Raw genomic sequence first — 26726 nt, 5'->3', positions numbered from 1 at the left:
GGCTCACCGCGAGGAGTGGGGCGGAGCAATTGATTGACGTTCCGCCCGCCGCGCGGTTCGAGTACGGTCTTTCGGACCTCCGCTCGGGACGGGCGGATGCTGCTATCGGAGGACTCATGACCGACGACATCCGCCAACAGGCCATCGCACTCTACGATCGCTTTACCCATGAAGGCATGCCGCGCCGCGACTTCATGACCAGGATGGTGGCACTGGCCGGCAGTGCCGCTGCCGCCGAGGCGCTGATCGCCGGTATTGCCGCCAGCCCCGCTGCGGCTGCCGTGGTCCCAGCCGACGACAAGCGCCTGACCACGGCCACCCGCATGATCGACGGGTACAAGGCCTACTTCGCAGAGCCACGCAGCCGGTCACTCAAGGCGACCGTGCTGGTCATCCATGAGAATCGCGGTCTCAACGACCATATCCGGGACGTCGCGCGCCGCCTCGCGCTCGCCGGCTATCGCGCCGTCGCGCCCGACCTGCTCACCCCGGCCGGCGGCACCCCGGCCAACGAAGACCAGGCCCGCGACCTGATCGGCAAGCTCGACCTCGCCAAGGCGACCGCCGCCGGCGTGGCGATGCTCAAGACCCTCAAGGCGACCAGCCGCGGTGGCAAGGTGGGCGTGGTCGGCTTCTGCTGGGGAGGCGCTTATGTGAACCGGCTCGCGATCGCAGCCGGCGCCGACCTGAGCGCGGGCGTCGCTTACTACGGTCCTGCCCCTAACCCGAGCGAGGCTGCCAAGGTCCAGGCGCCGCTCCTTCTTCATTATGCCGGGCTGGACGACCGCGTGAACGCAACCGGCAAGCCGTGGGTGGCCGCCCTCCGGGCCGCGCACAAGTCGGTCGAGACCTTTACCTACCCGGGTGTCAACCACGCCTTCAACAACGACACGTCCGCCGAACGCTACAATAAGCCTGCCGCCGACATGGCGTGGAACCTCACACTCGAGTTCTTCAAGAAGCATCTGGGCTGATACGGCCGGCCGACCCCCTGCCCCCGAACGGACGAGTCATGTAAGGCTCGCTTGTTCGTTAGAGCTTGAAGGGTGCTTGCCATGAACCGTCTCGCCATCGTCGCTGCCGCCGTCGCCGGCCTCGCCATCGTCGCTGCCGCCGTTGCCGGCCTCGCCACCGCCGCCAGCGCTTCCACTCCGCAGGCCTGGGCGCAGATGAACCGGCAGGTCGACCGCGCCTGCCTGGCCGCCGCCGGCCTCGCCCGCGGCAAGGTCGTCGCCGACAAGGCGAGCTTCAACGACCGCGTTCCAATCGAACTGAGGATCGTCGAAGGCTATAATCGCCAGTCCGTGGTGGATGTGAAGCTCTGCGCCTACGACCGCCGCACCCGTCGCGCCGCGGTTACTGACGGCGTCGGCCGGCTTGGAGTCAACCGCTAGGCTAGGCGTTATCTCCTGTTCATGCATCTTGCCCGGAGATGGATCGTTTCACCTCCGAAGTCCCCCGGCACATGCCCGGCGTGGGCAACGAAGAGGTTAGTGATGAAACTTCTCCCCACCCTCGCCGCCGTTGGCGCTTTCGGCGCCATCGCGGCTCCCGCCGCGGCTCAATATTACCCGCAGCCCAACTATCCCCAGCCCAGCTACCCGCAGCCGAACTACCAGCCCAGCTACCCGCAGCCCGGCTATGGCTATCCCCAGCCCGGCTACGGCACCGGCAACCCGGTTACTGACGGGATCATCAACCAGATCACCGGCAACCGTTATGCGGTGAATGACCGGCAGGCGATCGCTCGCTGCGTCAGCGCGGCGCAGGCCCAGTTCGGCAACAGCTATCGGAATAACGCCTACGCCTACAATCAGTATGGCCAGCGCTGGAATTACAACCCGTCCTACCAGGTCAATGCCCGGGTCACCGCCGTCACGCGCGTCGAGCGCCGCAACTGGGGCGTCAAGGTGAATGGTCTGATGAGCAGCGGCCTGCCGTTCGGCGGCGGCTACAACCAGGCCAATGCGATGAGCGACCTGAGCTTCCGCTGCGACGTCAATTACAACGGCGCGGTCACCAACCTGCGGGTGAACCGCATCCAGCCGCGCCGGACACTCGGCTACTAAGAACCGGCATCACGCCGCATCGGACGGGTCCGCGCCTCGGCGCCGGACCCGTCCTTGCGTGGGGTTAGGGTCAGGCGCCGCCGATGACCGCGCAGGCAACGCGGTCACCGCTGTTACCGCTCGGGTCGGTCTTCATGTCATCCGGACCGGCATGGATGATCAGCGCGGCCCCGTCCTTGTCGATGATCGGGGTCATGCCCGAACGAAGTGCGGCCTGAAGCTTGATCGTCGTCCCACCCGACCCCGCCGGACCGATGTCGAGGTTCGGCAAATCGCCCGCATGTGAGCCCTTGGGGTTCTGGGTCCCGTGCTGCTTGTTGTCCGGGTTCCAGTGACCGCCCGCGCTTTCGAACTTTGGACCCTCGCACTTGCCGACGGCGTGGATGTGCATGCCATACTTGCCCGGCTTCATGTTCATGGCCGAGACGGTCAGGATCACGCCGCCATTCTCCTCCCGCACCGACACGTTGCCGACATCTTTGCCATCAGCGGTGCGCAACGGAGACGACTGGACCGCGGCCGCTCCCGTGGTGCTGGTGCCGAACGTGTCAGCGCCGCCGTTCACCGGCACCGGCTGGGCGTCATTCTCCATGTTGAGAACGTCATTCGCATCCTTGTTGGTCTGCGCCTTGCACGCACCAAGGATGGCCGCGCCGCACATCACGGTTGTCACCAATAAAACTCGCATTACCGTCCTCCTGTTGCAGGGCATAAGCGCTCGGACGAGCGCTTGGTTCAGCCAAGCCAGCATTACGAACGCGCTCAAGTCGGCCCCGTTGAGGTGCGAGCAGGAGATCATTGATGGACTACAAGAAAATGGACCTGGGGCTTGGCGCATTCAGCATTGCGCTCGGCGGATTGAAGGTGGCAGCGCCCGGCCGCCTTGCTCGCTTCGCCGGCCTCGACGAACAGGGTGCCGCACGTAAGACGATCTTCGCCTTCGGCCTGCGTGAACTGCTGGACGGCGGCATGCTGCTGCGCGGACCGGCGGTCTCCACCAACGTGTGGAACCGCGTCATTGGCGACGCCATGGATGCCGGCGCGCTGCTGCTGGCCTTCGGCGGCTCACGCAAGAAAGGCGCCATGACCGGCGCGCTGGCGTTCGTCGGCGGCGCCGCCGCGCTCGACTGGTACACGGCGCGCGGGCTGGACCAGCAGACCGCGCGGACCTTCCCGGTTCTCAAGGCGGACGAGCAACTCTAGCGAGCGCACCGCCGGCGGTGCTATATGCCACAGCATGCGGCGCGCGGCGGACTGGAACGACTGGCGACATTTCCTTGGCGTCGCGCGGGCGGGCAGCACGCTGCTTGCGGCGCGCGAGCTTCGGGTCAGCCAGACGACGGTCGCTCGCCGCATCGCCGCGCTCGAGGAGGCGCTCGGCCTCCCCTTATTCGAGCGTCGCCCGGCGGGCTACGCGCTGACTTCCGCAGGGGAAGCACTCGTCGGTCATGCCGAAGCGCTTGAACGCGCTGCCCTGGCCACGGAGCAGATCGCCCTGGCTCGGGGCCGCGAGGCGGCCGGAACCGTGCGCTTCACCTCCGAAGACATCTTCGTGCTCGGCCTGCTTGCGCCGCACATCGCCGAATTCCAGGCGCTTCATCCAGGTATCCGGCTTGAATTCGACTCCACGCCAGGCGTGCTCGACCTTGGCGCGGGTGAAGCCGACGTTGCGCTACGCAGCACGTCGAAGGAGCAAGCGGCCGGTATCGTCGGGCGCATTCTCTGCCACGATGACTGGACGCTCTATTGCAGCCGTGGTTACGCCGCTCGGCACGGAGTGCCGAACTCGGTCGAGCAGCTCCGCGAGCACGCCATCATCGGTGGCGGCGGCGGCGGCCTTGCTCGCGAATATGCTGAGTGGATCGACGGCGCTGGCCTCAACGACCGAGTGACGATGGAGCAGGGCTCCGCCACCGGCCTACTCACCGCCATTCGAAGCGGCCTTGGCATCGCCGTCCTGCCGACCGTGATTGCTGACGCCGACCCCGACCTTGTGCAATGCGCCCCGCCGCCGAAGCACAAGCGGGAGCTATGGCTTCTCACCCACGAGCGCGTCCGCCACAGCCCTCCGGTGAGAGCGGTGGTCGATTTCTTCTACGACAAGCTCAGCCAGCACGTCCGCGACCTCGACGCCGCTCGTGCAGCGCCAAGGGCCGCCTGAGGTTCACTCGACCGTCACGCTCTTTGCCAGGTTGCGAGGCTGGTCGACGTCGGTGCCTTTCAGCACGGCGACGTGGTAAGCGAGCAGCTGCACGGGCACCGCATAGACCAGCGGCGCGATCAGGGGGTGGACCGCCGGCATCTCGATCGTTGCCATGCACCCCTCGCCCGCTTCGGCGATCCCCGCGGCGTCGCTGATCAGCACGATCTTGCCGCCTCGCGCCCGCACTTCCTGCATGTTGCTGACCGTCTTCTCGAACAAGGGGCCAGAAGGGGCGAGCACGATCACCGGCACATTGTCGTCGATCAGCGCGATCGGCCCATGCTTCATTTCGCCAGCGGCATAGCCCTCGGCATGGATGTAGCTGATCTCCTTCAGCTTCAGCGCTCCCTCCAGCGCCATCGGATAATCGGGACCGCGGCCAAGATAGAGCACGTCGCGCGCCGGAACGATCAGCGGCGCGATCGCCAGGATTGCCTCGTCCAGCGCCAGCGCACGGCTCAGCGCCTCCGGCGCTTCCTGCAGGTGGGCGACAATCTCTTTCTCTTCCCCGGCGCTGAGCTGACCCTTGGCCCGCGCCAGGTTGGTCGCGAGCGCCGCCAGGACCGCCAGCTGGCAGGTGAACGCCTTGGTCGACGCCACTCCAATTTCAGGCCCCGCGCGGGTCGGAAGCAGCAGGTCGGCCTCGCGCGCCATGGAACTGGTGGGCACGTTCACCACGACCGCGATCTTCTGCTGCTTCTCCTTTGCGTGACGGAGCGCGGCGAGCGTGTCGGCGGTCTCACCGCTCTGGCTGATGAACAGCGCCAGCCCGCCGGGCTTGAGCACCGGATCGCGGTAACGAAATTCGCTCGCGACATCGATGTCGACCGGCACGCGGGCGAAACGCTCGATCCAATATTTGCCGACCATGCCGGCGTAGAAGCTGGTGCCGCAGGCGACCACCGTCACCTGCTCGACCGCGCTCAGGTCGAAATCGAAATTCGGAATGGCGACTTCGCCCTCGAACGCTCGGACATAGCTTTGCAGCGTCTGCGCCACGACAATCGGCTGCTCGTCGATCTCCTTGCGCATGAAGTGGGCGTGATTGCCCTTGCTGATCGTCTCGGCCGACGCGCCGCTGTCGACGATCGGGCGTTCGACAGGCTCATTATCGCGATTGAAGATCTGCACGCTGCCACGTCGCGCCGCCACCCAGTCGCCTTCGTCCAGATAGGCTATCCGCCGGGTCCACGGGGCCAGCGCGATCGCGTCGGAGCCGAGGTAATTCTCGCCCTCGCCGTAGCCGACCGTCAGCGGCGCCCCCATGCGCGCGCCAATCACCAGGTCCGGATCGTCGAGGAACAGGAAGGCAATGGCAAAGGCACCGTGCAGCCGCGGCAGGACCGCCGCTACCGCCGCCTGCGGCTCGGCCCCGCGCTCGACCTCGCGGGCGACCAGGTGGGCGACCACCTCGCTGTCCGTTTCCGACTGGAACTGGCGGCCTTCGGCTAGCAGCTCCTCGCGCAACGGCTTGAAGTTCTCGATGATCCCGTTGTGGACCAGCGCCACGCGGCCGACGATGTGCGGGTGCGCGTTGCTTTCGGTCGGCTTCCCATGCGTCGCCCAGCGGGTGTGCGCGATGCCGATGTCCCCGGCGGGGCTGTGCTCGGCAAGCTTGGCAGCGAGATGGTCGAGCTTGCCCTCCGCCCGCTGTCGTTCGAAGTGCCCATCAACGACGGTGCAGATGCCGGCACTGTCATAGCCGCGATATTCGAGCCGCTTCAGGCCCTCGAATAGGCGCTGGGCCACTGCCTCGCGGCCGACGATCGCAACGATTCCGCACATGCTTTGCTACTCACTCAATCAGACCGGTGATCCGCTCGCTAGCGCTGCCGGTGTGAACACGCACTTGTTTTCGGATGAAGCTCCGGTCAGGTCGGCGCCTGCTCGTCAGCCGTGCTTCTTGGCCTGCTGGCGCTCGCGGAAGCGCGCTGCCCAACCGGCCAGTCCCTTCTGCTCGGCCCGCGTGACGCCGAGCGAGTCCGCGTCGACATCGCGGGTGACGACCGAACCGGCGCCCACGATGGCCCCCTTGCCGATGCTGACCGGCGCGACCAGCGAGCTGTTCGAGCCGATGAAGGCTCCCTCGCCGATCTGCGTCCGATATTTGAAGAAGCCATCGTAATTGCAGGTGATGGTTCCGGCGCCGATGTTGGCCCTGGCCCCTACGTCGGCATCGCCGATGTAGCTCAGGTGATTGGCCTTCGCGCCCTCGCCCAGGCGCGCCTTCTTCACTTCAACGAAGTTGCCGACCTTGGCCCGGGCCCCAAGCACCGCGCCCGGCCGCAACCGGGCATAGGGGCCGACTTCGCAGCCCTCCCCCACCGTCGCGCCCTCAAGGTGACTGAAAGCGTGGATCGTCGCACCGTCGCCGATGCTGACCCCTGGCCCGAACACCACGTGAGGCGCGATCGCCACATCCTGCCCGACCGCCGTGTCGAAACTGAACCAGACGCTCGCCGGGTCGACGAGGGTCGCTCCTTCCGCCAGCGCACGCTGGCGGCGGCGCTGCTGCCAATCGAGTTCGAGGAGCGCCAGCTCGGCACGGCTGTTCACTCCGGCCGTCTGCCAGGCGTCGCATTCCAAAGCGACCGAATGGCGCCCCTCCTTGGCCGCGATCATCACCACGTCGGGAAGGTAAAATTCGCCCGCGGCATTGGCGTTGCCAACCTGGCCTAGCCAGCGGAACAGGTCGCCCGAACGGACCGCCATCATGCCCGAATTGCACAGCTTCACCGCGCGCTCGGCCGGGTTGGCGTCCTTAAATTCGACCATCCGCTCGATGACGTCGCCGTCGCCCAGGATCACTCGGCCATAGGCACCGGCGTCCTCGGGAGCGGATGCAAGCACCACCACGCCGGGCGCATCCGCCGCTTCCAGCCGCGCGCGCATCGCAGCAAGCGTGTCGGCCGAGACGAAGGGCGTATCACCGTAAAGAATGATGACAGTGCCATCGAAGCCGGCCAGCGCCGCTTCGGCCTGCTGCACGGCGTGCCCCGTGCCTTTCTGCTCCTCTTGCACGGCGATGCGCACGTCATGACCGGCAAGCGCCGCCTCGACCTGCTCACGGCCCTTGCCGACCACCACCACGCGCCGCTCGGCGCCGAGCTGGTCGACCGTGTCGAGTAGATGGGCGAGCATTGGCCGCCCGGCGATGGGGTGCAGCACCTTGTGCGTGGCCGAGCGCATGCGCGTGCCCTGGCCACCGGCGAGAATGACGACGGAGAACGGGTTCATGCCCGCCCGAATGGCACGTGGCGCGTGGGCTGCAAAGAGGCGAGCAACGCACCGGCAAGAACCGGCGCAGCGCCCCCTGCTCTATTCAGTCGATCAGGCCTTGCCGTCGCTGCCACCGCCTGCTGGCGGCTTGGTGCCGCCCCGGCCGCGGCCCGAACCGCTACCCCGGCGCGTGCCGCTGCCCGGCTTGGCAGTGCCCGACGAAGCGCGCGACCGCGATGTGCTGGCCGACGCCGCGCGGCTGCGCGGAGCGGCAGGCTTGGCCGCCGCGCCTTCGCCCGATCCGGTGCGTGCGGACGACTTGCGGGCGCTGGTCGCGCGGGCCGGCTTGGCCGCGCTCTTGGTCCCAGTGCTTCCGCCGCTCTTGGCCGAGCTGGAGCGCGCCCGAGTCGAACCGCTCTTGCTCGTCGTCGACGAGGTCGCCCGCTGGGCACTGGAACGGCCGCCGCTGCTGCGCGAATCACTCTTGGCGCCGGTGAAGATTTCGCCCGACAGCACTCGCTGCGCCGCATCCGCCACCGCGTCGGCGATCAATGCTCCGAGCTTGGCGACGGAGCTGCCGGCCTTGCTGGCAGTGTCGGCGGCTTCGGTGCCGGCGTCGCGGATCTTCTTGCGAACGGTTGGCGACGCGCTGATCGCGGCGGCCGCCGCGGCCAGGCCGGCGGCGAGCATCTCCTTGCTCATCGCTGCCTTGGCGAGTTTGTCGAGCGTCTCCTCGGCCGTCGTGGAGCGGCTCGAACCGCCCGATTGCCGACTCCTTGCCGAGCTTGCGCCGTGATCGCCCGCACCGCCATCCTGGTTGGTGAAGCTCGCATTTCCGCCATTGTTGTTGGATTTGCTTCCGCTGCTGCCCTTGGCCACTTGTCGCATCTCCCTGTGCTTCGTTGCGCAGAAGACGATGCAGGCGCGGAACGGTTCCGTTTGTCAAATTGCGCACTGCGGCGTTGGCCAGGCGCCAGACAAGTCGAAGGCGACCGTCACATTGCTGCGACGATCGCCTCGAGCATGGTCAGCGGCCGGAAGGTCCAGCCCGGGAGACCTGAAGCGGTCCGGTTAGAACCGCATCTCCCGAACGAACGTCACCGTGCCTCCTGCTGAACCATGAGACATCGGATCACCTCCTTTCGCTGCGTTGTAGCTGCAGTCAGAATGCCCGGAAAGGAAGATCGTTCAAGTCTTGTAATGATCTTCAGTTTCGGCAATCTTCGATGCTTCGCGCCGCTTCCGGCCAGCCCGGCAAGACCAGCCGCGGCAGCCCCGGCGCTTCCACTGACCAGCGTCCCCGCGAATAAGCGATGGCATCTAGCAACGGGTCGCGCGCGCCCAGTGTCCCGCTCGCTGGCAGGCTGCGCTCAAGGCTGGTGGTGCGCACCACCAGACTGGTCCCCGGCACTGCTCCGCTGCGCAGCAATTGCACGGTTCGGCTGGCAAGGGTGCAGCGCAGCGTGAACAAGGGTCCGGCGGCGCCCTGGAAGATCGCCTCGCTCCCGCCCGGGAAGGCGCGATAGGTCCAGCTGCCCGCATCGGGCGTGGCCGTCGTCCAGGGCTGCACCGCTGCGACGGGCGCGACCTGAAGCAAAGTCGCTGCCAGCAATGAACCAAGCATCACTGGCCGAGCCGGTCCACCTTGGCCTTGAGCGCGTCGAGTTCCGCCCGAAGCGCGTCGACCTCGCTTCCGCCGGAGGCAGGCTTGGCTGCACCCGGGGCATCCTTGCGGCCGGGCGCGGCACCACGGGTAAACTGTTCGAACAACTCCATGTTGCGGCGCGCGAGGTCCTGGAACAGGTTGGTCCCGAACGCATCGCGGAAGGCGGCATTGTTCTTCTCAAAGCTCGCCATCGCGGTCTCGAGATATTGCGGGACCATGCTCTGCATCGAATTGCCGTACATGCCGATCAGCTGGCGAAGGAAATTGACGGGAAGCATGGTCGAACCCCGCGCCTCCTCCTCGACGATGATCTGGGTGAGCACCTGCCGTGTAATGTCCTCGCCCGTCCGAGCGTCGAGCACCTCGAAGTCGCGGCCATCGCGGATCATCTGCGCCAGCCGATCGAGGGTCACATAGGCCGAGCTCTCCGTATCGTAGAGCCGGCGGTTGGCGTATTTCTTGATCGTGACCTTGGGCGCGGTCGACTTTGTCATGCTAGGTGTCCTGAAATAGATGACCGATCTAGCACCGCCCCATGATGCACCGCAACAAGCGCCGGGACCGCGTCCGTTGCCGCTGTTCCTGGAACTGGTGCGACGGGCTGGCGGGCACGACCCGGCGCTGGCGGCTGATGCGCTTAGCGGCCTGCGCGCCTATCAGCGCGCGCCGCGAGCCCCGACGACGATTCAGCGCCTGGCGGTGGCTCAGGTCGGCGCGGCCTCATTGCGCGATTGCGGCGGAAGCGGCGCTCCCATCGTGCTGGTGCCGTCGCTCATCAACCCGCCGCACATCCTCGACCTCGACCCTGACTGCTCGCTCGCCGATGCGCTGGCCGGTTCTGGGCGCATCCTGCTGGTCGACTGGGGAGCGGCGCGGGACCGGCCACTCTCGCTCACTGAACACATCAGCGAATTGCTCCTGCCCCTGCTCAGGCAGATTGGACAGCCCGCGGTATTGATCGGCTACTGCCTTGGCGGCACGCTGGCCTTGGCCGCCGCAAGCACCATCGCGACGCGCGGAGTTGCGACCCTTGCCGCCCCTTGGCGCTTCACCGGCTATCCAGACGATGCTCGCGAAGCCGTCGCTCGCCTGCGCAACGACGCCTGGCCCGGTGCACAGGCATTGGGGCTGATGCCGATGGAGGTGCTGCAGGCTGCCTTCTGGTCACTCGATCCGCAGCGCACGGTCGCCAAATTCGCGTCCTTCGGCACGCTTGATCCGGCGAGCCCCGAAGCCCGCCGTTTCGTCGCGCTGGAGGATTGGGCGAATGGCGGCGAAGCGCTCCCGCTCGCCGCCGCCGCCGAACTGGTCGACGACCTGTTCGGTGCGGACCGCAGCGGAAGCGGCACGTGGTTCGGCTTGCCGGGGGTGCCAACCCTTCACTTCACCGCCGCCAACGACCGCATCGTTCCCGCTGCGACCGCGGCGCCAGGCGCGACCGTTGCGGTGCCGTCCGGTCACGTCGGAATGATCGTCGGCCGCCGCGCCCGCGACCAGCTCCACCGCCCGCTCAACGATTGGCTGGCACGCCTTTGAGACAGTCGGCCGGCGTGAGTGGCGGCGGCGCATCGGCCCGCAACCGCAAGCGCGGCGTCAGCTGCACCAGCCGCCGGACGTAGGCGTCGGTAAAAACGCGTGCGCAAGCCCGGCTGAGGTGCGACCACTCGGGGATATAAAGCCCCTGCGCATTGGGCAGGTCATCGACGTGGATGCCCTTGGCCGGAACCCCCGCCAGCAGCGCATCCCAATTACGCGCCTTGGGCAGTCGTTTTTCCTCGTTGGCGCGGATCGGCGGAGCGCTGGGCGGTCGCAGGAACACCACGTCGCCCCCATGCCGACGCAGCGCCTCAACAGCCCGGCGGCTGTGCGCAATCACCCGACCGGTGATTGCCGGCTTCTGCACCGGCCCTTCGAAGTTGTGCCAGGCGCCGCGTGCCTGCGCACGAAGATAGCCGGGCTCCTCGATGCGGTGCCACATGAAGGTCTGCCGTCCGGGGAACGTCTCGCTGATCTTCCACACGTCGAGGTACGGACTGTCCACGCCGGCCCGCCATCCATGATCATTTCGCCGCAACAGGCTACTGAACCGCAGGTCGTCGTCGAGGAAGGCCAGCCTGCCCTGAAGCCAGCGATCGATCCACAGGCCGCTGATCTGGCTCGGCTCGCGATTGCGTTGGTAGCCGCTGATCCAGGGACCGCCGATCCCCGCCCCGTCCGGGCGGAAGAAACTCGTGTCTGCCATCCCGACGATCAGCAGTCCGCGGTAGGCAGGGTCATAGGCCAGGTCCTGCATCAGGATGCGGCCGTTGGTGCCTGGGATCGCCAGCTGCCGGGGACGCACACCGGTCAGCCGCTCGAACCAGGCAAGGTCGGTATCGAAGAAGATGCGGCTGTCGCCGACCAGGAGCACATCGTCCGGCTTCACCGCCGCGCGCTGCTCCGCCCACGCCTGCGGGCTGTCGCCAATGTCGGCGGTGCGCAGCCCATAGCTTCTCGCCCAATATTCCCAGCCGCCGACCATCACGAGCAACGCCACGGCCGCGGCGATTCCGATCCGGACCCACGGCTGGTCCGGAATGTCGCGCACCGGCACGGGCTGGGCCTGCCCGGGCCGGTCACTGGCCGTCAGCCGCAATCCCCTGGGCAGTGCCCCGTCGTGGATCCGCTCAGGGACCGCGTCGGCCTTCGGGGTGACCCGCGGCGCCGTGCGGCGCTTGCGCGGCGGCTCAGAAAGCGAAGTAGATGAAGGCATTGCCGCGCCCCTGTTCGATGATGACGAGGAAGGCCATGAGCGCCCAGGCGGCAGCAATCGCCACCGCCGGCGTGCGCTCGATCACCGCCTCGACCGTGGTGTCACGCATGGCGAAATGCGTGCCGAAGATGACCGTGATCAGCCCGAAGGCGGCAAGCAGGTCGAAGCCGGTCAGCAGGGCCGCGCCGCCCTTTCCCATCCCGGCCATGCTTTGCAGCAGCGTGCTCGCAGTGGCGAAATCATGCGCCCGGAAGAACACCCAGGTGATGTTAATGGCCATGAACGTCAGCAGCGACAACATGACCAGCTGCGCCGTGTTCGGCCGCCACCCTCCGAACCGGGCCTTCAGCCAGCGCTCGGCGGACAGATACACGCCGTGGAGCCCGCCCCACACCACGAACGTCCAATTGGCCCCGTGCCACAGGCCGCCAAGCAGCATGGTCCCCATCAACGCCGCATAGGTCCTCGCCGGACCATGGCGGTTGCCGCCCAGCGGAATGTAGAGATAGTCCCGCAGCCAGCTCGACAGGGTGATGTGCCACCGGCGCCAGAAGTCGGAAAAGCCCACCGCGCCATAGGGAAAGCGGAAGTTGTCCGGCATGGCGAAGCCCAGGCACAGCGCCACTCCGATGGCCGAAGTCGAATAGCCGGCGAAATCGCAGAAGATCTGGCCGGAAAAGGCAAGCACCCCAGCCCACGCGTCGAGAGTCAGCGGCACCTTGCCGTGGGCATCGAACACCGACTCGGCAACCGGCGACAGCAGTCCGTCCGCGATCACGACCTTCTGGAACAGCCCGAGGGTCAGCAGCGCCAAGCCGAAGAAAAGCTGGTTGGCCCTTGCGCGCCGCTCGATCTCGAACTGCGGCACAAGCTCGGTCGGCCGCATGATCGGGCCCGCCACCAGGTGCGGGAAGAAGGTCACGAACAGGGCGTAGTTCAGAAAGCTGCCCGCCGGCCGCGCGCGCCGCAGGTAGACGTCGAGCGTGTAGGACAGGGTTGCGAAGGTGTAGAAGCTGATCCCCACCGGCAGGATGATGTCCCACTTGGGTGGCTGGTAGACGACCCCCAGGGAGCCGGCGAGCAGCACGAAATTGTCGAGCAGGAAGTTGCCGTACTTGAAGAAGCCGAGCATCCCGAGGTTCACGACCACCGAGATGATCATCCAGGCCCGCCGCGTACTCTGCCGCTCCGACCGGATCATCCACTGCGCCGCCCACCAGTCGACCACGGTCGAGATCCACAGCAGGATCACGAACGGCGGGTTCCACGCCGCGTAGAACAGGTAGCTGGCAAGCAGCAGGTTGATCTTCTTCTGCCGCCAGCTGAACGGCAGATTGTGCAGCAGCAGCACGACCGCGAAGAACAGGATGAAGGTCAGCGAGTTGAAAATCATGGGCGGCGCCTCGCCCCGTGGTAGCGCCTCGCTTCGAACATGAATGTTCCCCCGGCAGCGTAGGCACGCTTCAACAGGAGAACGACTCCGCCCTCATCGGCAACATTGCGCCGAGCGGCCACGTGGCGCAAGCGCGGCCTTGCCCCGCGTGGCTGGCGCGGCTAATCGGCTGCCCAGGCACTGGCACCCATAGCTCAGCTGGATAGAGCGCTGCCCTCCGAAGGCAGAGGCCAGAGGTTCGAATCCTCTTGGGTGCGCCATCACTCACATCATCGAAGAAGCTTCGCGGGCCGCGGCGCCGCTTGAGCGTAGCGCTTCATCTGAACGAAATTTCATCGACGACAATTCGTTCGAAGAGGCGCATTTTCTGGCACACTCAGGTTGGGAGTTTCGCCATGCGCCAAATTCTTGCTGCAGCCCTTCTCGTGCTGGCCGCGGAATCTCCGGCAGCCGCACTTCCGACCGAGGCGACGGTGCAAATGAGCAATTTCCATTTCGCTCCCGCATCCCTCGTCCTGCAGGCCAACGCGCCCGTCATTCTGCACCTTCGTAATCTGGGCGCTGGCGGACATAGCTTCGACGCTCCGGCTTTCTTCGCGGCCGCGCGGCTGGACCCTGCCTCCGCGGCACTGGTGCGCGACGGCAAGGTCGAGGTGCCGGGCCATGCGACCGTCAACCTCTCGCTGACACCGGCAGCGGGCCGCTACCCGTTGAAATGCTCGCATACCCTGCACAGCACCTTCGGGATGAAGGGCACCATCACCGTCAACTGATCGCCACTTGATCGAGCCCGAACGGCTCTCAGTGCTTCAGATCGAACGCGCGGAGGAGGAGACCGATCATGAAGTTGCAGTTTGCGGCGCTCCTGCTTGCCGCGGCCGTCAGCCCGGCACAGGCGACGACAATGTGGACGAATGTCGACAAGGCGATGGGCCGGCCGGCAATGGTCCAGCCGGGGGACGTGCACCGCTACTCCTTCCCCCGCTCGGATCTGAACGTCATGCTCGACGGTGTTCGCATCCGGCCGGCCCTCGCGCTTGGATCCTGGCTGGCGTTCCGCGACATGGCCGACCATGCCGAGGTGATGGGCGACCTCGTCCTCACTCAGGAGGAGGTCAATCCCGTGCTGTCGCGCCTCCTAGCCAGCGGGCTGACCATTACCGCGCTGCACAACCATCTCCTGCGCTCCTCGCCGGCGACGATGTACATGCACGTGCACGGGATGGGCGATGCGGTGAAGCTCGCCACGGCGCTGAGGGGAGCATTGTCCGCCAGCCGAACGCCGACGGGAGCGCCGGGCGCTGCTACGCAAACGCCGCTCGGTCTGGATACGGCAGCGCTCGACTCCGCCCTCAAGAGCCAAGGCAAGGCCGCCGGGGGGACTTATCAATATTCGTTCCCGCGAGCCGAAACGGTGCGCGACGAAGGTATGCCGCTCCCCGCCGCGCTGGGGCTGGCGACCGCGATCAATTTCCAGCCAACAGGCGCCGGCCGGGCGGTGGCGACCGGCGATTTCGTCCTGATCGCGTCGGAGGTACCTTCCGTTCTGCAGGCGCTACGCAGGCATGGCATCGACGTGACCGCCCTGCACAATCACTTGGCCGGCGAGGAGCCGCGGCTCTTCTTCATGCACTTCTGGGGCAATGATCGGGCCATCATCCTCGCCCAAGGCCTTCGTGCGGCTCTGGACAGAATGAACCTGAAACGCTGAGTCATCGCCGGGGCGCCAGGGCACGGAGGCACTCCCCCTGGCTCTCACACCCGCCTTTTTCCCTTTCCTCTCGACCATCCCGGCTGTTGTTCAAGCTCTCAGGAACCTTTTTCCGGATTTTCTCTCCAACGGACGAGCAACCCGCTCCGGACTGGATGAAGGATCGAAAAAGATGACGACGTCACTTCGGATTGCTGCTGCCTCGGCCTTGCTTATCGGCGGCGGCGCTGCGGCTTACGCTGGCGGTCCAACGGACCCGCAGATCGCGCATATCGCCTACACAGCGGGCACTATCGACATTGCCGCCGCCAAGCAGGCGCTCGTCCGCTCGCACAACAAGGCCGTTCGCAGCTTCGCCCAGGAAATGGTGCGGGATCATACGGCGGTGAACGACAAGGCGCTGGCGCTGGTGAAGAAGCTGCACGTGACACCCGAAGCGAACCCGACCAGCGCAGGCTTGAGCAAGCAGGCGTCCGCCACCCTTGCACGCCTGTCCCACCTGCATGGGCGCCAGTTCGACCGGGCCTATGTCGCCAGCGAAGTGGGCTATCACAAGACCGTCAACGGCGCGCTGGCGGACACGCTGATCCCGTCGGCGAACAACGCCGAACTCAAGAGCCTGCTGCAAACCGGCCTCACTCTCTTCCGTGAGCATCAGCAGCATGCGGAACAGCTCCAGGCGGCCCTCAAGTGAGGTGCGCGCGCCTTGCCGGAGCCCTGCTCATTACAATCGCCGCCGCGGCTCCGGCGGGCGCGAAGTCGGCACCCCGGACAGTGACGGTGATCGTCGACAAGCTTGCGTTCGGGACGATCCCGGCAGGCCTGCACGTCGGTGACACCGTTCGCTGGGTCAATCGCGACCTGTTCCTGCACAGTGCGACGTCCAGCGGTCATTTCGATATAGGCCTCCCGCCGGGCGCTCAGCGGAACATGCGCCTCACAAGGGCCGGGCAGTTCGCGTTCATCTGCAAATACCATCCCGGCATGAAGGGGAAGCTGACCGTCCAATGAGGAATGCCACGGTCCAAATGGTCGCTGCCCAGGACGACCTGGCATTGGCGAGACGCTGTGCAGCGGGTGACCATGCGGCCATTCGGGAATTGGCGAGCGCCAACAACCAGCGGCTGTTCCGCGCGGCGTGGAGCATTCTGAAGGATCGCGCGGAGGCAGAAGACGCGGTCCAGTCCGCTTATCTCAACGCCTTTGCTTCGCTGGACAGATTCGAAGGGCGCTCGTCACTGTCCACCTGGCTCACCCGCATCGTGATCAACGAGGCGCTCAGTCGGCTGCGCGCAGCGAATCGGCGGCGAACTGAGCTCGAGGAGAGAGGCGTGATCATGCTGGACGAGCATCGGGTGGACGACAGCCCGGACGCCGCCCTCGCCCGCGAGCAGCTGCGCGCATTGCTCGAACGCGCGGTCGCGGCGCTTCCCACTGTCTATCGGACGGCATTCGTACTGCGCGACGTGGAAGGCTTGTCAGTCGAGGAAACGTCCGAGGCCCTGAGCATTCCCGCCGCCACCGTGAAATCGCGCCTGTTCCGGGCCCGACGTCAGCTCCAGCAGGCGCTGACGCCCGATGTCAGGAGCGCTCTTACCGGAACCTTCCCATTCGCCGGCGCCGATTGCTCCCGCTTGACAGCAGCGTTGATGGCCGCCGTCGCCACTGCAAAGGAAAGCTGAGTTCCTAAGGCTCGCTTCGTGGGAATGGCGGAACGATCGAAAATGCGCGGGCCAGCTTGTTGCGGCGGTGGTCCCTCACTAAGGCGCCCGCATGGGGGACACCAACACATCGATCATCGGTGAGCGCGGACGCTGGTTTTGGCTCGGCTGCGCGCTGATCAGCGTCGGCGTGCTGCTTCACCTGCCGATGCTGGCGATGGCGCACCGCATGGGCAGTCATTTCTCGCAGATGCCCACCGATCCCGAGATGCTGGTCGGCATGGCCGCGATCGCCCTTGGCGTGCCGCTCGCCTGCTGGGGCGCGGTTCCCGCCCGCCATCCCCGGCATGCCGATAGCGCGGGTACCGATTATGAGGCGCGCGACGACCTTCCGCTCAACCGATGGCATGTCGCAGTGCTGCTGGTGCTGACCCTCGGCCTGGTGATCGACGTGATGAAGCCGGCGACCCTTGGCTTCGTACTGCCCGGCCTGCGCGCGGAATATGGCATCACCCAGTCGACCGCCGCCCTGCTGCCGCTGGTGGCACTGACCGGCACCACGGTCGGGTCGCTACTGTGGGGCTGGCTGGCCGACGTCTACGGCCGTCGCGTTTCGATCCTGCTCTCGACCATCCTGTTCGCGGCGACCGCCATCTGCGGCGCAATGCCGACCTTCGGCTGGAACCTCGTGATGTGTTTCCTGATGGGCAGCTCCGCGGGCGGCATGCTGCCGGTCGTGTACACCCTGCTCACGGAAGTCATGCCGCCCCGCCACCGAAGCTGGGTGCTGGTGCTGGTTGGAGGCTTTGGTCTGGTCGGCGGATACCTTGCCGCGAGCGGCGCCGCCCACGCGTTCGAGCCGACGTACGGCTGGCGGGTGCTGTGGCTGCAGGGCTTCCCGACGGGGCTGCTCCTGCTCGCCCTCGCCCGCTTCATTCCCGAGACCCCACGCTTCCTCGCAGAGCAGGGTCGGACCGCGGAATTGCAGCGCATGCAGCGCCGGTTCGGGCTGGAATCCCGTCCCCGCGCCGCGGCCCCTGCGGACCTGCCCTCCCCGTCCGGTCACCGCCAATTGAACGCCGCACTGATCGTCACGGCCCTGTGCTGGAGCCTCGTCAATTTCGGCCTTCTGCTGTGGCTGCCAAGCGACCTGCGGACGCGCGGTTTCAGCGCGGATATCGCAACCGGCATCCTCGCCAAGTCGTCGCTGCTTGCACTGCCGACCGTCGCCATCGCGGCGCTATGCTACGCGCGGTTGAGCAGCAAATGGACCCTGGTCGCCACCATCCTTGTCACCTTGGTCGGGCTCGTCGGCGCCTTGCTCCCCGCCAGCCTGCTGTCCTTCCAGCCGCTACTCATCACGGTGATCGCCTTGCTGATCGTCGGCACGAACGGCACGATCGCGGTTCTGCTGCCCTACGCTGCCGAGAACACCACGTTGGGCCGGCGCGGCCGCGCGACTGGGCTGGTCGCCGGCAGCAGCAAGTTCGGCGGTGTCGCGGTGCAGGTCGCCGCGCTTGCGGGCTTCATCCCCACCCTAGTCGGCGCGGCAGTGACGCTGATCATCCCGACGGCGATTACCGCGGGCATGATCGCCTGGCTGGGCCGCGAAACCCGCGGCAGGACGCTTGGCGAACTCGAGGCCGGATAAGCAGCCTCACCCGTCCGCCGTTTGCGCGCCAGGGATCTCCGTCGGCGTGTCGAGCGCCTCCTGCACATAGAGCCGCTTCACCATCACGAACACGACCACCGTCAGTGGCGCCGCGAAGATGACACCCATGGGCCCGAACAAGGCGCCAAAGGCGAGCAGCGCAAACAGCAGCACCGCGCCCGGGATCTCGACCGCCCAGCTCTGGATGATCGGCTGCAGCGCATAGCCTTCGATGTGCTGGATGCCCACGTAAAGCAGCACCGTCCACAACGCGAGCTGCGGGTCGATGGCGAGAGCGATAAGGATGGCGGGCAGCGCTGACAGAATGGGTCCGGCGAACGGAATGAACTCAAGCAGCCCGGCGAGAACGCCGAGCGCCAGCGGACCAGGCACGCCCAGCAGCCACAGACCCACACCGGTGAGCACACCGATGACGACCATCGCCACCAGCTGCGCCTTCAGCCACAGCTGAAGTGCCCGTCCGCTGTCGGCCATCGCGTCACCGACTAACTCACGCCGCTCGGCGGGGAAAAGCTTGAGCGCACCTCTGCCATAAAAGCGGGGTGAGGCCGCGATGAAGATGCCTCCGACCACCACCAGCAGTCCGTCGGCAAGGCCGCCGCCCAGCGACATCACGAAGCCGGGAAGATTGCCCGTCAGGCTCCCGAACATGCCGCCGCTGCCAAGCTTGGCCGGTGCGGGAATTCCGAATCCCGCAAGCCGCTGCTGCAGGGATGCCCACGCCTTGGGCACGGCCTGGCTGAGGCCCTCCGCCTGGCTCATCACTTGGGCGCCGAAAAGCCACACGCCGCCGCCGAACACGGCCAGGATAGTCAGCACGGACAAGGCCAGCGCCAAGCCGTCCCGCTTGATCCCGATGCGCTTGTACTGGCCGGCCAGCGCCTGGAACAGGGTGGCGAACACCACCGCTCCAAACACCAGCAGCAATACGTCGCGCAGGGTCCACAGCAGGAACAGAAGCGCGGTGAGCGCCAGGACGATCAGCGTCCGCCGGACAAAGACGGCGTCGCTCATCGCGCCTCGATTTTCAGGCGCCGGGGGCTCACTCCTTGCCGCTGCCTGGCTCGGCTTGCCCGCGGTGTAGGACAGCGGTGACACTTTCCGGCAGCACGCCGGAGGCCAGCACCTGCGCCTTGTTCTTGAGCCCGTAGACCACGCTCTGCCTGCCGTCCTTCATCGCTTCCCAGCCGGTCTTTGCGACCTCGGCGGGATCGTCCTTCTTGGCCTGCCCCACCTTGGTATCCCCCAGGTCGGCCCGCTCGAAGAACTCGGTGTCGGTCGCGCCGGGCTTCAGGCAGGTGACGGTCACGCCGGTGTCCTTGAGCTCATTGTTCAGCGCTGCAGCGAAGCTGTCCACGAACGCCTTGGTGCCGTTATAGACCGCTTGGAACGAACCGGCGAGATGCCCGGCGATGGAGCCGGTGATGAGGATCTTGCCCTCGCCGCGTGCCACCATCTTCTTCGCCAGCGGCTGAATCAGCAGCAGCGTGCCCGTGATGTTGGTCTCAATCACATGCTGCCAGTCGCGCGGCTGCTGGTCGAGGAAAGCGTGACCCAAGCCGTGCCCCGCGTTGGCAGCCAGGACGTCCACCTGCCGGTCGCCGATGCGCTGGATCAGCTGGTTGACGCCCTGCTCGGTCGCGAGGTCCGCTTCGATCTGCTCGAAGTTCACGCCCAGGTCCTTGAGACCCGCTGCCGCATCCACGAATGGCGTGTCGGCCGCGACGATCAGGTCATAGCCTTCGCCCGCTGCCAAGCGAGCGAGTTCGAGGCCGATGCCGGACGAGGCACCGGTGACGACGGCTAGCTTATTAGCCATGTGATATACTCCTTACGCGGGTTCGCTGACGCTGGCTGGAGCCTTCGCGGCAGACGGCTGCTTGGCCATCTCGGGCTTCAGAACGATCTTGGTGTAGGTGTTCTGCTCGTCGTGCCAGTGCCGGTACATCTCGGCCGCCTGCTCCAATGGCGCGCGATGCGAGATGAACCAGGTGGTGTCGATCTCGCCCTTCTGGATGTGTTCGAGCAGCGGCTTCATCCACTTCTGCATGTGGGTCTGACCGCTCTTCACCTGCAGCCCCTTCTCCATCAGCGCGCCGATCGGGAATTTATCCACGAACCCGCCGTACACGCCGGGGATCGAGAGGCGGCCACCCTTGCGGCAGGCGATGATCATCTGGCGGAGCGCGTGCGGTCGATCAGTGCCAAGGAAGGTGTGCGCCTTCACCGTGTCCATCACGTTGTCGATGGCAAGCCCGTGGCTTTCCATGCCGACGCAGTCGATCACCGCGTCGGGCCCGATCCCCCCGGTCATCTCCTTGAGTGCTTCGAGGACGTTGACCTCGCGATAGTCGAGGATGTCGGCGCCCTTCTCCTTCGCCAGCTTCAGCCGGTTGGGATAATGGTCGATCGCGATCACCCGGTGCGCGCCGAGCAGGAAGGCCGATTGGATGGCGAATAGCCCAACCGGGCCGCAGCCGAACACCGCCACGGTATCGCCGGGCTCGATGTCGGCATTGACCGCGCCCTGATAGCCGGTCGGCAGGATGTCCGACAGGAACAGCACCTGATCGTCCTCCAGCCCATCAGGGATCACCAGCGGACCAACATCGCTATACGGCACGCGGACATATTCCGCCTGCCCGCCGGCATAGCCGCCGGTGAGGTGGGCATAGCCGAATGCCGCGCCCATAGCGTGGCCCATCAGCGTCTCGGACGCGTCCGAGGTCTCGGCCGGGTTCGAGTTGTCGCAGGCGCTGAACTGCTGCTTTTCGCAGAAGAAGCAGTTGCCACAGCTAATGGTGAACGGCACCACTACGCGCTGCCCCTTCTTGAGGGTCGACTTGGGCCCGACCTCGACCACTTCGCCCATGAACTCGTGGCCGAGGACGTCGCCGGCACGGAGCGTTGGGATGTAGGCGTCGTAAAGGTGGAGGTCGGAGCCGCAGATGGCGGTGGACGTCACCTTGATGATCGCGTCCCGCGGGTTCACGATCTCAGGGTCGGGAACGGTGTCCACGCGAACGTCGTGGCGGCCGTGCCAGGTCAATGCACGCATGTGAAAACTCCTAAACTCAAGCCTCGGTGCGCGATTCCGACTTGCGGCCCGACGGGGACGCGTTGACCGCGACCTCGCCGGTTTCCATCAGCGATTTGAAGCGGTGGAGGTCGCGCCGGGCCTGAACCTGCGGTTCGCGTTGCAGGACCTTGGCGGCGAGCCGGCCGATGGTGCCGGCCGGCGGCGTGTAGCGCATCACCAGCCGAACATAGGTGCCGCGCCCCGGAGGCGCATCGGCGAACTCGACCCGCCCGGACGTTTCGATCTGGCTGTCGGGCTCGCTGACCCAGGCGATGGTGGTGCCGGGCTCATCCTCGATGATGCGCGTCTTGACGCTTACGGTCGCCCCGGCCGGCGCCTCGATGATCCACTCGGAGACCTTGTCGTCCAGCCGCCGGATCTCGCGCACATTGTCCATGAACTCAGGGAAGCGCGTGAAGTCGCGCCACACCTGGTAGAGCTCCTGCTTGGGCTTGTTCACCGTCACCGTGCGGCCGACTAGCGCGGTGCCAGGCTCCGTGTTGCGGGCGTTCCGGAGCGCCTTGCCGCGCAGGACATGGTCGGGCGCATCGCTCAAGAGCGGTCCGTCGCCAACATCGTCTTCCCGGGCCTTGGCAAAGAAGAACGCCGCCGCGCCTGCGGTGGCAAGTCCCAGGCCCAAGCCAATCAGCGCGCGGTTGGAGCTTTCGCTCTGTCCGCTCCCGCGCCGGTTCGATTGCGAATTGCGTGGTCGCGCCGTGTCGCGCCGCTCGTCACTGCCGTCTGCCATGGAACGACTCTCCTGTCCTGCCACGCCAACGGGCCGGAAAGAGGGGCGTTCCTGTTGTTACGCCTACGGAGCGGGCCAACCCTCGATCAGCTCGACGAAGCGGGTGAGCCAGGCGTTGGTCTGGTGCCCGTCCACCACCCGGTGATCGATGGTGAGCGTGACGTAGGCCATCGGTCGGATGGCGATCGCGTCGGCGCCATCCACCTCACGAACAACCACCCGCTTCTGCAGCTTGCCGACGCCAAGGATCGCGGCCTGCCCCTGGTGCAAGATGATCGGCGCGGCGAGCAGCGAGCCCGACACGCCATGATTGGAAATGGTGAAGCTGCCCCCGCTGACGTCCGAGCGCTCCAGCCTGCCTTCGCGCGCCTTGCGGGTAAGCTCGTCCAACCTCGCACCAATCTCTTGAACGCTGAGGCGACCGCAATCGCGCACCACCGGCACCACAAGACCCTTCTCACCAAGGGCGGTGCCGACGCCAATGTCGACGTTCGGTGCAATCGCGATCCGGTCCTCGGCCCATCGCCCGTTGATCGCTGGCGCGACCGCCATCGCTTCGGCGGCGGCCTTGAGCAGGTAAGCGGTGTAGCTGAGCTTCACCCCGTCCTGCGCCAGTGCCGCCTTGTGGGCCGCAATGGCGCCGAAATCGGCCTCGAACAGCGCCGTCACATGCGGCGCCTCGCTGACCGCACGAACCATGTTCTCGGCGATGGTGCGGCGCATCCGGTCGTGCGGAATGTCGCTCCAGTTCGCCTCGGCAATGCGCGGCTGGGCCATAACCTTTGCACCAGCGTCCACGTGGCTGACGGTCGCCTGCGCCACCGCCCGGTCGACATCCTCGCGCGTGATCCGGCCAGCGCGGCCGGTGCCCTCGATCCGTGCGGGGTCGAGGTCATGCTGCAGGAGGGCCCGGCGCACCGACGGGGAAAAACGGGTTTCTTGATCTTCGTACCCCCGCTCAGGCCGGGGTCCAGAAGCGCCGTCAGCTGCGCTCTTTTCTTCGGACCGACGCACCGCCGGCGCTGCGGCCTGGTCCCCGGTCTGAGCCGGGGCATCGCTGATGATCCCCAGCAGCGCCCCCGGCACGGCCTCCGCGTCCGTATCAAGCAAGATCTCGCTCAGCACCCCTGCCGCCGGCGAAGGCACTTCCTGCGTAACCTTGTCGGTTTCGAGCTCGACCAGCGGGTCATTGACACGGACGGTCTCCCCCACCTGTTTCAGCCAGGCGCGAACCACCGCCTTGGTGCCCTCCTGCTCATCGGGGACGCGGACCTCGATCACGGCGCTCAGAACCCCACCAGCCGGTCGATCTCGGCCCGGATGCGCTCGACGCTCGGCACGGCCGCTTCCAGCAGGCTGGGATGATGCGGGCTCGGAATATCGGGCATGGTCACGCGAGCGACCGGCGCGTCGAGGTCGAGGAACGCCTCATCCGCCACCACGGCCGCGATTTCCGCGCCGAAGCCACCGGTGCGCAGATCCTCATGCACGATCAGGCAACGGCGGGTGCGGCGAACGCTTTCCAGCACCGCGGTACGATCCCAGGGCATCAGCGTGCGCAGGTCGATCACATCCGCGCTGACGCCCTCCGCGGCCGCCTCGCAACGGGGCACCATTGCGCCCCAGGTAACGATGGTGATCTTGTCGCCCTCACGGGTCTTCTTGGCGCGTCCGAATGGAAGAACGAATCCGTCCCCCGGCCACGGCCGCCGCGCCCAGCTGTCATCCAGCATCGCGCGATGTTCGAAGAACAGCACCGGATCGTGCCCGCGCAACGCCATCCGCAGCAGTCCGACCGCATCCTCGGCATTGCTTGGCACCGCCACCAGCCAGCCGGGATTATGCACGAACTGCACTTCGTTGGTCTGACTGTGCCAGGGGTCGCCGCACTTGAAGAAGCCGCCCGGCACCCGCAGCACCATCGGAGCGGCGAAATGATTGTCGGTCCGCCAGCGCATGGTGCCGATGTCGTTGATCTGCTCGGTCGCCGGCTCGGCATATTTGCGGAACTGGATCTCCGGCACTGGCAGCAGCCCGGCCATTGCCATCCCCGCCGCGCGCCCGACGATACCCTCCTCGTTGAGGCTGGTGTCGAACACCCGCGCCACACCGAACCGTTCCTGCAGCCCCAGCGTCACCGCATGGACGCCGCCTTTGGGCCCGACATCCTCGCCGAACACGGCCATCTTCGGGTTAGCGCTCAGCTCCTGCTCCAGCACGCGGCGGATGGCCGTTACCATGTTGATCCGCTGCCCGTCCGGCCGCGGCTCGTCATGCGTGCCGTCAAGGCTCAGGCCCGCCCCGCCCCCAACCCGCGAGGGCTTCCCTGAGTAAAAGACGTTGTCGGCCACCTGGTCCACCGGCAGCACGCCGCGCGCTTCGGCGTCTTCGCGTGCCTGACCGACTTCCCACGCGACCCTTTGCTCCAGCTCGGCCCAGTCGCTGTCGCCGATCTGCCGGGCGGCGCAGTGCGCTTTAAGCTTCGGCAGCGGATCGCGGGCCCATTCGGCGGCGACCACTTCCTCGCTCTTGTAGGTCTGCGTATCCTGGTAGCTGTGCCCTTCCAGCCGCGGCACGGTCAGTCGCAGCAGCGCCGGCGCCTGCTTCTGCCGCACATGGCTCACGGCAGCGTCGATCAGCCGGGCTGCCTCAACCGGGTCGGTGCCATCGCCGTTGAAGATCGTCAGCCCGCGAAAGCTCGCCAGGTTGGCAGCGATGTCCTGCCCCGGCGTCTGGTAGGTCGACGGCACCGAGATGCCGTAGCCATTGTCCTCGACATACATCAGCAACGGCAGCCGCTGGGTCGTGGCGATCGTCAGCGCCGACCAGAAACCCCCCGTCGCGCAACTCGCGTCGCCGCCGAGCACCAGTGCGATGTTATCCGCTTGCCGCTCCTTCAGCACTTCGGCCTTGTAGCGGATCGCCTGCGCCCATCCGGCGGCCGGCGTATATTGCGCGCCCACTCCGCCGCTCATCGGCAAGGCGTGCGCGCCGCCGGGATTGGGATAGTTGAACACGACACCGATATCGCGTCCGCCAGAATAACCGCCCTCGCGGCCCATGCCGGAGCCAAGCGCGTCGGCCAGCGGCACCCCGAGCGCGAGCAGCAGCGGCCGGCTGCGGTAATAGCCGCAGGCAGCATCGCCATCGCGTAAGCGCAGCCCCAGCAGCACCTGCGCCATGTCATGGCCGCGAGCGCTGAACTGATAGAGCACCTTGCGGGCTGGAACGAGTTCCTCTTCCTCGATCCGGTCCATCTCGCGGCTGGTCAGCACCAGCCGCGCCACCTCCCGCCAGTCCACCTCGGTGCCGGTAAAATGCGCGTCCGCGTCAGCCATGCGCGGGAACGGAGTCCATCGCTTCGATCACCGCGGCGCAGAAGCGGTCGATGTCCCGGTCCGCAAAGCCGACCACGTTGAAACGGCCGCTGTCGGCCATGTAGATCGCGTGCTTGTCACGCAGCGCCACGACTTGCGCCTTGGTCAGCGGCAGCATCGAGAACATGCCGAATTCGCTGGCAATATAGCCCAACCGCTGATCGCTATCGGCGATCCGACGGCGCACCTGGTTGATCCGGTTGCGCATGGCGGCGACCTCATCCAGCCACAGCGCCCGAAGATGTTCGTCCTCCAGCACGATCCGCGCCGCCGCCGCACCATGGTCGGGTGGCATCGACCAGGCCTCGCGCGCGATCTGCAGCACATGCGCCATGGCATTGGCAGTCGCCGCGGCGTCGCGGGTCTTGAGCCAGAAGCTGCCGACCCGGTCACGGTAAACGCCGAAGTTCTTGTCGCAGCTCTGCGCGACCAGCACTTCGTCGCAGGCGTCGAGCATGACCTGGACGCCATAGCCGTCCTCTTCGAACCCGCGTCCGAAGCCCTGATAGGCAAGGTCGATCAGCGGGGTCAGCTGACGCTCACGAGCAATCGCTGCAACTTCGCGCCACTCGGCTTCGCTCAGATCACCGCCGGTCGGATTGTGGCAGCAGCCATGGAGCAACAGGATGTCACCGGGAGCCGCCCGGGAGGCGGCCTCACGCAACGCCGCGAAGTCCACCATCCGAGTGGCGAAGTCATAGTGCCGGTATTCGACGATCTCGAGCCCGGCGCCCTTGATGACCGGCGGATGATTTGGCCAGGTTGGCGTTCCCACCAGCACCCGCGCGTCCGGCTTCGCCAGCTTCAGCAGCTTGGTTGCCAGGAACAAGGCGCCACAGCCGCCGGGCGTCTGGACTCCCGCGATCCGCTCGTCCCCGGCATGAGCTCCCAGCACGATCGGCCGCAGCGCCTTGGTGAAACCACGGTCACCCCAGCCGCCCAGATAGGCCTTGGTCTCCTGGCCATCGAGCAGCCGCCGCTCCGCTTCCTTGACGCTGGCCGGGATGGGCGTGCGCCCCTCGCCGTCGCGGAAGACACCGACCCCGACATCGATCTTGTTGTCCCGGGGGTCAGCCGCGATCAGCGCGATCAGGGCCAGCAGCGAGTCGCTGACAACGGGGTCGAGATCGGCGATGCCCTTGGGCGCGGCAGTGGTGAGCATGGCCGTGGCTCTAG

The 26726-nt window shown here is 66.6% G+C and carries 27 protein-coding genes and 1 tRNA gene; 13 read left to right on the top strand and 15 right to left on the bottom strand.

Features of this window, described 5'->3' with window-relative positions:
• Positions 1-116: 116 nt before the first annotated feature.
• The 3 genes from M8312_RS01785 (at position 117) to M8312_RS01775 (ending at position 2069) form a co-directional block, all read left to right on the top strand.
• Complete coding sequence (locus M8312_RS01785) at positions 117-974, top strand: dienelactone hydrolase family protein (protein WP_250118681.1); 858 nt, start codon at positions 117-119, stop codon at positions 972-974.
• 81 nt (positions 975-1055) lie between these two features.
• A complete protein-coding gene (locus M8312_RS01780) occupies positions 1056-1394 on the top strand; it encodes a hypothetical protein (protein WP_250118680.1) in 339 nt (112 codons plus the stop codon).
• Positions 1395-1496: 102 nt separating this feature from the next.
• Positions 1497-2069 (top strand): hypothetical protein, encoded by a 573-nt coding sequence (locus M8312_RS01775; protein WP_250118679.1) that lies wholly within the window; start codon positions 1497-1499, stop codon positions 2067-2069.
• Between the two features lie 70 nt (positions 2070-2139).
• Here M8312_RS01775 and M8312_RS01770 read toward each other — a convergent pair whose 3' ends face one another.
• Entirely contained in the window at positions 2140-2757 is a 618-nt protein-coding gene (locus M8312_RS01770; protein WP_250118678.1) for a superoxide dismutase family protein, read from the bottom strand.
• A 113-nt stretch (positions 2758-2870) separates the two neighbouring features.
• On the opposite strand from M8312_RS01770, the gene M8312_RS01765 reads away from it, so the two are divergent.
• Both M8312_RS01765 and M8312_RS01760 read left to right on the top strand, forming a co-directional pair.
• Positions 2871-3272 (top strand): hypothetical protein, encoded by a 402-nt coding sequence (locus tag M8312_RS01765; RefSeq protein ID WP_250118677.1) that lies wholly within the window; start codon positions 2871-2873, stop codon positions 3270-3272.
• Between the two features lie 34 nt (positions 3273-3306).
• Positions 3307-4230, top strand: coding sequence for a LysR family transcriptional regulator (locus M8312_RS01760; RefSeq protein WP_250118676.1), 924 nt, complete (start codon positions 3307-3309; stop codon positions 4228-4230).
• A gap of 3 nt (positions 4231-4233) precedes the next feature.
• Here M8312_RS01760 and glmS read toward each other — a convergent pair whose 3' ends face one another.
• From glmS to phaR, 5 genes are all read right to left on the bottom strand, one after another.
• Positions 4234-6057 (bottom strand): glutamine--fructose-6-phosphate transaminase (isomerizing), encoded by a 1824-nt coding sequence (gene glmS / locus M8312_RS01755; protein ID WP_250118675.1) that lies wholly within the window; start codon positions 6055-6057, stop codon positions 4234-4236.
• A 105-nt stretch (positions 6058-6162) separates the two neighbouring features.
• On the bottom strand, positions 6163-7509 hold the full coding sequence (glmU, locus tag M8312_RS01750) for a bifunctional UDP-N-acetylglucosamine diphosphorylase/glucosamine-1-phosphate N-acetyltransferase GlmU (RefSeq protein ID WP_250118674.1): 1347 nt from the start codon (positions 7507-7509) through the stop codon (positions 6163-6165).
• Positions 7510-7602: 93 nt separating this feature from the next.
• On the bottom strand, positions 7603-8370 hold the full coding sequence (locus M8312_RS01745) for a hypothetical protein (protein ID WP_250118673.1): 768 nt from the start codon (positions 8368-8370) through the stop codon (positions 7603-7605).
• A 328-nt stretch (positions 8371-8698) separates the two neighbouring features.
• A complete protein-coding gene (locus M8312_RS01740; protein WP_250118672.1) occupies positions 8699-9118 on the bottom strand; it encodes a hypothetical protein in 420 nt (139 codons plus the stop codon).
• Positions 9115-9651, bottom strand: coding sequence for a polyhydroxyalkanoate synthesis repressor PhaR (gene phaR / locus M8312_RS01735; protein ID WP_250118671.1), 537 nt, complete (start codon positions 9649-9651; stop codon positions 9115-9117). The genes M8312_RS01740 and phaR overlap by 4 nt, the downstream gene beginning before the upstream one ends.
• Positions 9652-9727: 76 nt before the next feature.
• On the opposite strand from phaR, the gene M8312_RS01730 reads away from it, so the two are divergent.
• Positions 9728-10693, top strand: coding sequence for an alpha/beta fold hydrolase (locus M8312_RS01730; RefSeq protein ID WP_250118670.1), 966 nt, complete (start codon positions 9728-9730; stop codon positions 10691-10693).
• Here M8312_RS01730 and M8312_RS01725 read toward each other — a convergent pair.
• Together M8312_RS01725 and M8312_RS01720 are read right to left on the bottom strand one after the other, a co-directional pair.
• On the bottom strand, positions 10668-11909 hold the full coding sequence (locus M8312_RS01725; RefSeq protein ID WP_250118669.1) for a hypothetical protein: 1242 nt from the start codon (positions 11907-11909) through the stop codon (positions 10668-10670). The two genes, M8312_RS01730 and M8312_RS01725, sit on opposite strands and share 26 nt — an antisense overlap.
• Positions 11884-13302 carry an MBOAT family O-acyltransferase gene (locus tag M8312_RS01720; RefSeq protein ID WP_250118668.1) on the bottom strand — a complete coding sequence of 473 codons (1419 nt, stop codon included), beginning with the start codon at positions 13300-13302 and terminating at the stop codon, positions 11884-11886. Before M8312_RS01720 ends, M8312_RS01725 begins: the two co-directional genes overlap by 26 nt.
• 183 nt (positions 13303-13485) lie before the next feature.
• On the opposite strand from M8312_RS01720, the gene M8312_RS01715 reads away from it, so the two are divergent.
• From M8312_RS01715 to M8312_RS01685, 7 genes are all read left to right on the top strand, one after another.
• A tRNA-Arg gene (locus M8312_RS01715) sits at positions 13486-13562 on the top strand.
• Positions 13563-13697: 135 nt separating this feature from the next.
• Entirely contained in the window at positions 13698-14075 is a 378-nt protein-coding gene (locus tag M8312_RS01710) for a cupredoxin domain-containing protein (RefSeq protein WP_250118667.1), read from the top strand.
• Between the two features lie 68 nt (positions 14076-14143).
• On the top strand, positions 14144-15013 hold the full coding sequence (locus tag M8312_RS01705; RefSeq protein WP_250118666.1) for a DUF1259 domain-containing protein: 870 nt from the start codon (positions 14144-14146) through the stop codon (positions 15011-15013).
• Positions 15014-15185: 172 nt separating this feature from the next.
• Positions 15186-15707 (top strand): DUF4142 domain-containing protein, encoded by a 522-nt coding sequence (locus M8312_RS01700; RefSeq protein WP_250118665.1) that lies wholly within the window; start codon positions 15186-15188, stop codon positions 15705-15707.
• Positions 15704-16024, top strand: a complete 321-nt coding sequence (locus M8312_RS01695) for a cupredoxin domain-containing protein (protein WP_250118664.1) — start codon at positions 15704-15706, stop codon at positions 16022-16024. Before M8312_RS01700 ends, M8312_RS01695 begins: the two co-directional genes overlap by 4 nt.
• Before the next feature lie 17 nt (positions 16025-16041).
• On the top strand, positions 16042-16695 hold the full coding sequence (locus M8312_RS01690) for an RNA polymerase sigma factor (RefSeq protein WP_250118663.1): 654 nt from the start codon (positions 16042-16044) through the stop codon (positions 16693-16695).
• A gap of 91 nt (positions 16696-16786) precedes the next feature.
• Positions 16787-18325 carry an MFS transporter gene (locus M8312_RS01685; protein WP_250118662.1) on the top strand — a complete coding sequence of 513 codons (1539 nt, stop codon included), beginning with the start codon at positions 16787-16789 and terminating at the stop codon, positions 18323-18325.
• 6 nt (positions 18326-18331) lie between these two features.
• Here M8312_RS01685 and M8312_RS01680 read toward each other — a convergent pair whose 3' ends face one another.
• From M8312_RS01680 to M8312_RS01650, 7 genes are all read right to left on the bottom strand, one after another.
• Positions 18332-19360: an AI-2E family transporter gene (locus M8312_RS01680; RefSeq protein ID WP_250118661.1), complete on the bottom strand. Its 1029-nt coding sequence runs from the start codon at positions 19358-19360 to the stop codon at positions 18332-18334.
• A 28-nt stretch (positions 19361-19388) separates the two neighbouring features.
• A complete protein-coding gene (locus M8312_RS01675) occupies positions 19389-20165 on the bottom strand; it encodes an SDR family NAD(P)-dependent oxidoreductase (protein ID WP_250118660.1) in 777 nt (258 codons plus the stop codon).
• Between the two features lie 12 nt (positions 20166-20177).
• The gene (locus M8312_RS01670) at positions 20178-21404 is read right to left on the bottom strand and encodes a zinc-dependent alcohol dehydrogenase (RefSeq protein ID WP_250118659.1); all 1227 of its coding nucleotides are present in this window, start codon (positions 21402-21404) and stop codon (positions 20178-20180) included.
• Positions 21405-21420: 16 nt separating this feature from the next.
• Positions 21421-22173: an SRPBCC family protein gene (locus M8312_RS01665; RefSeq protein WP_250118658.1), complete on the bottom strand. Its 753-nt coding sequence runs from the start codon at positions 22171-22173 to the stop codon at positions 21421-21423.
• Between the two features lie 63 nt (positions 22174-22236).
• A complete protein-coding gene (locus M8312_RS01660) occupies positions 22237-23454 on the bottom strand; it encodes a dihydrolipoamide acetyltransferase family protein (protein ID WP_250118657.1) in 1218 nt (405 codons plus the stop codon).
• A gap of 5 nt (positions 23455-23459) precedes the next feature.
• A complete protein-coding gene (locus M8312_RS01655; protein ID WP_250118656.1) occupies positions 23460-25511 on the bottom strand; it encodes an alpha-ketoacid dehydrogenase subunit alpha/beta in 2052 nt (683 codons plus the stop codon).
• Entirely contained in the window at positions 25504-26712 is a 1209-nt protein-coding gene (locus tag M8312_RS01650; protein WP_250118655.1) for an amino acid aminotransferase, read from the bottom strand. Before M8312_RS01650 ends, M8312_RS01655 begins: the two co-directional genes overlap by 8 nt.
• Between the last annotated feature and the right edge of the window lie 14 nt (positions 26713-26726).

It is taken from the genome of Sphingomonas sp. KRR8 (genome assembly GCF_023559245.1).
Taxonomy (GTDB): domain Bacteria; phylum Pseudomonadota; class Alphaproteobacteria; order Sphingomonadales; family Sphingomonadaceae; genus Sphingomicrobium.
The sequence above is the reverse complement of the archived record's forward strand: the minus strand, read 5'-3'. Positions and strand labels throughout refer to the sequence as shown.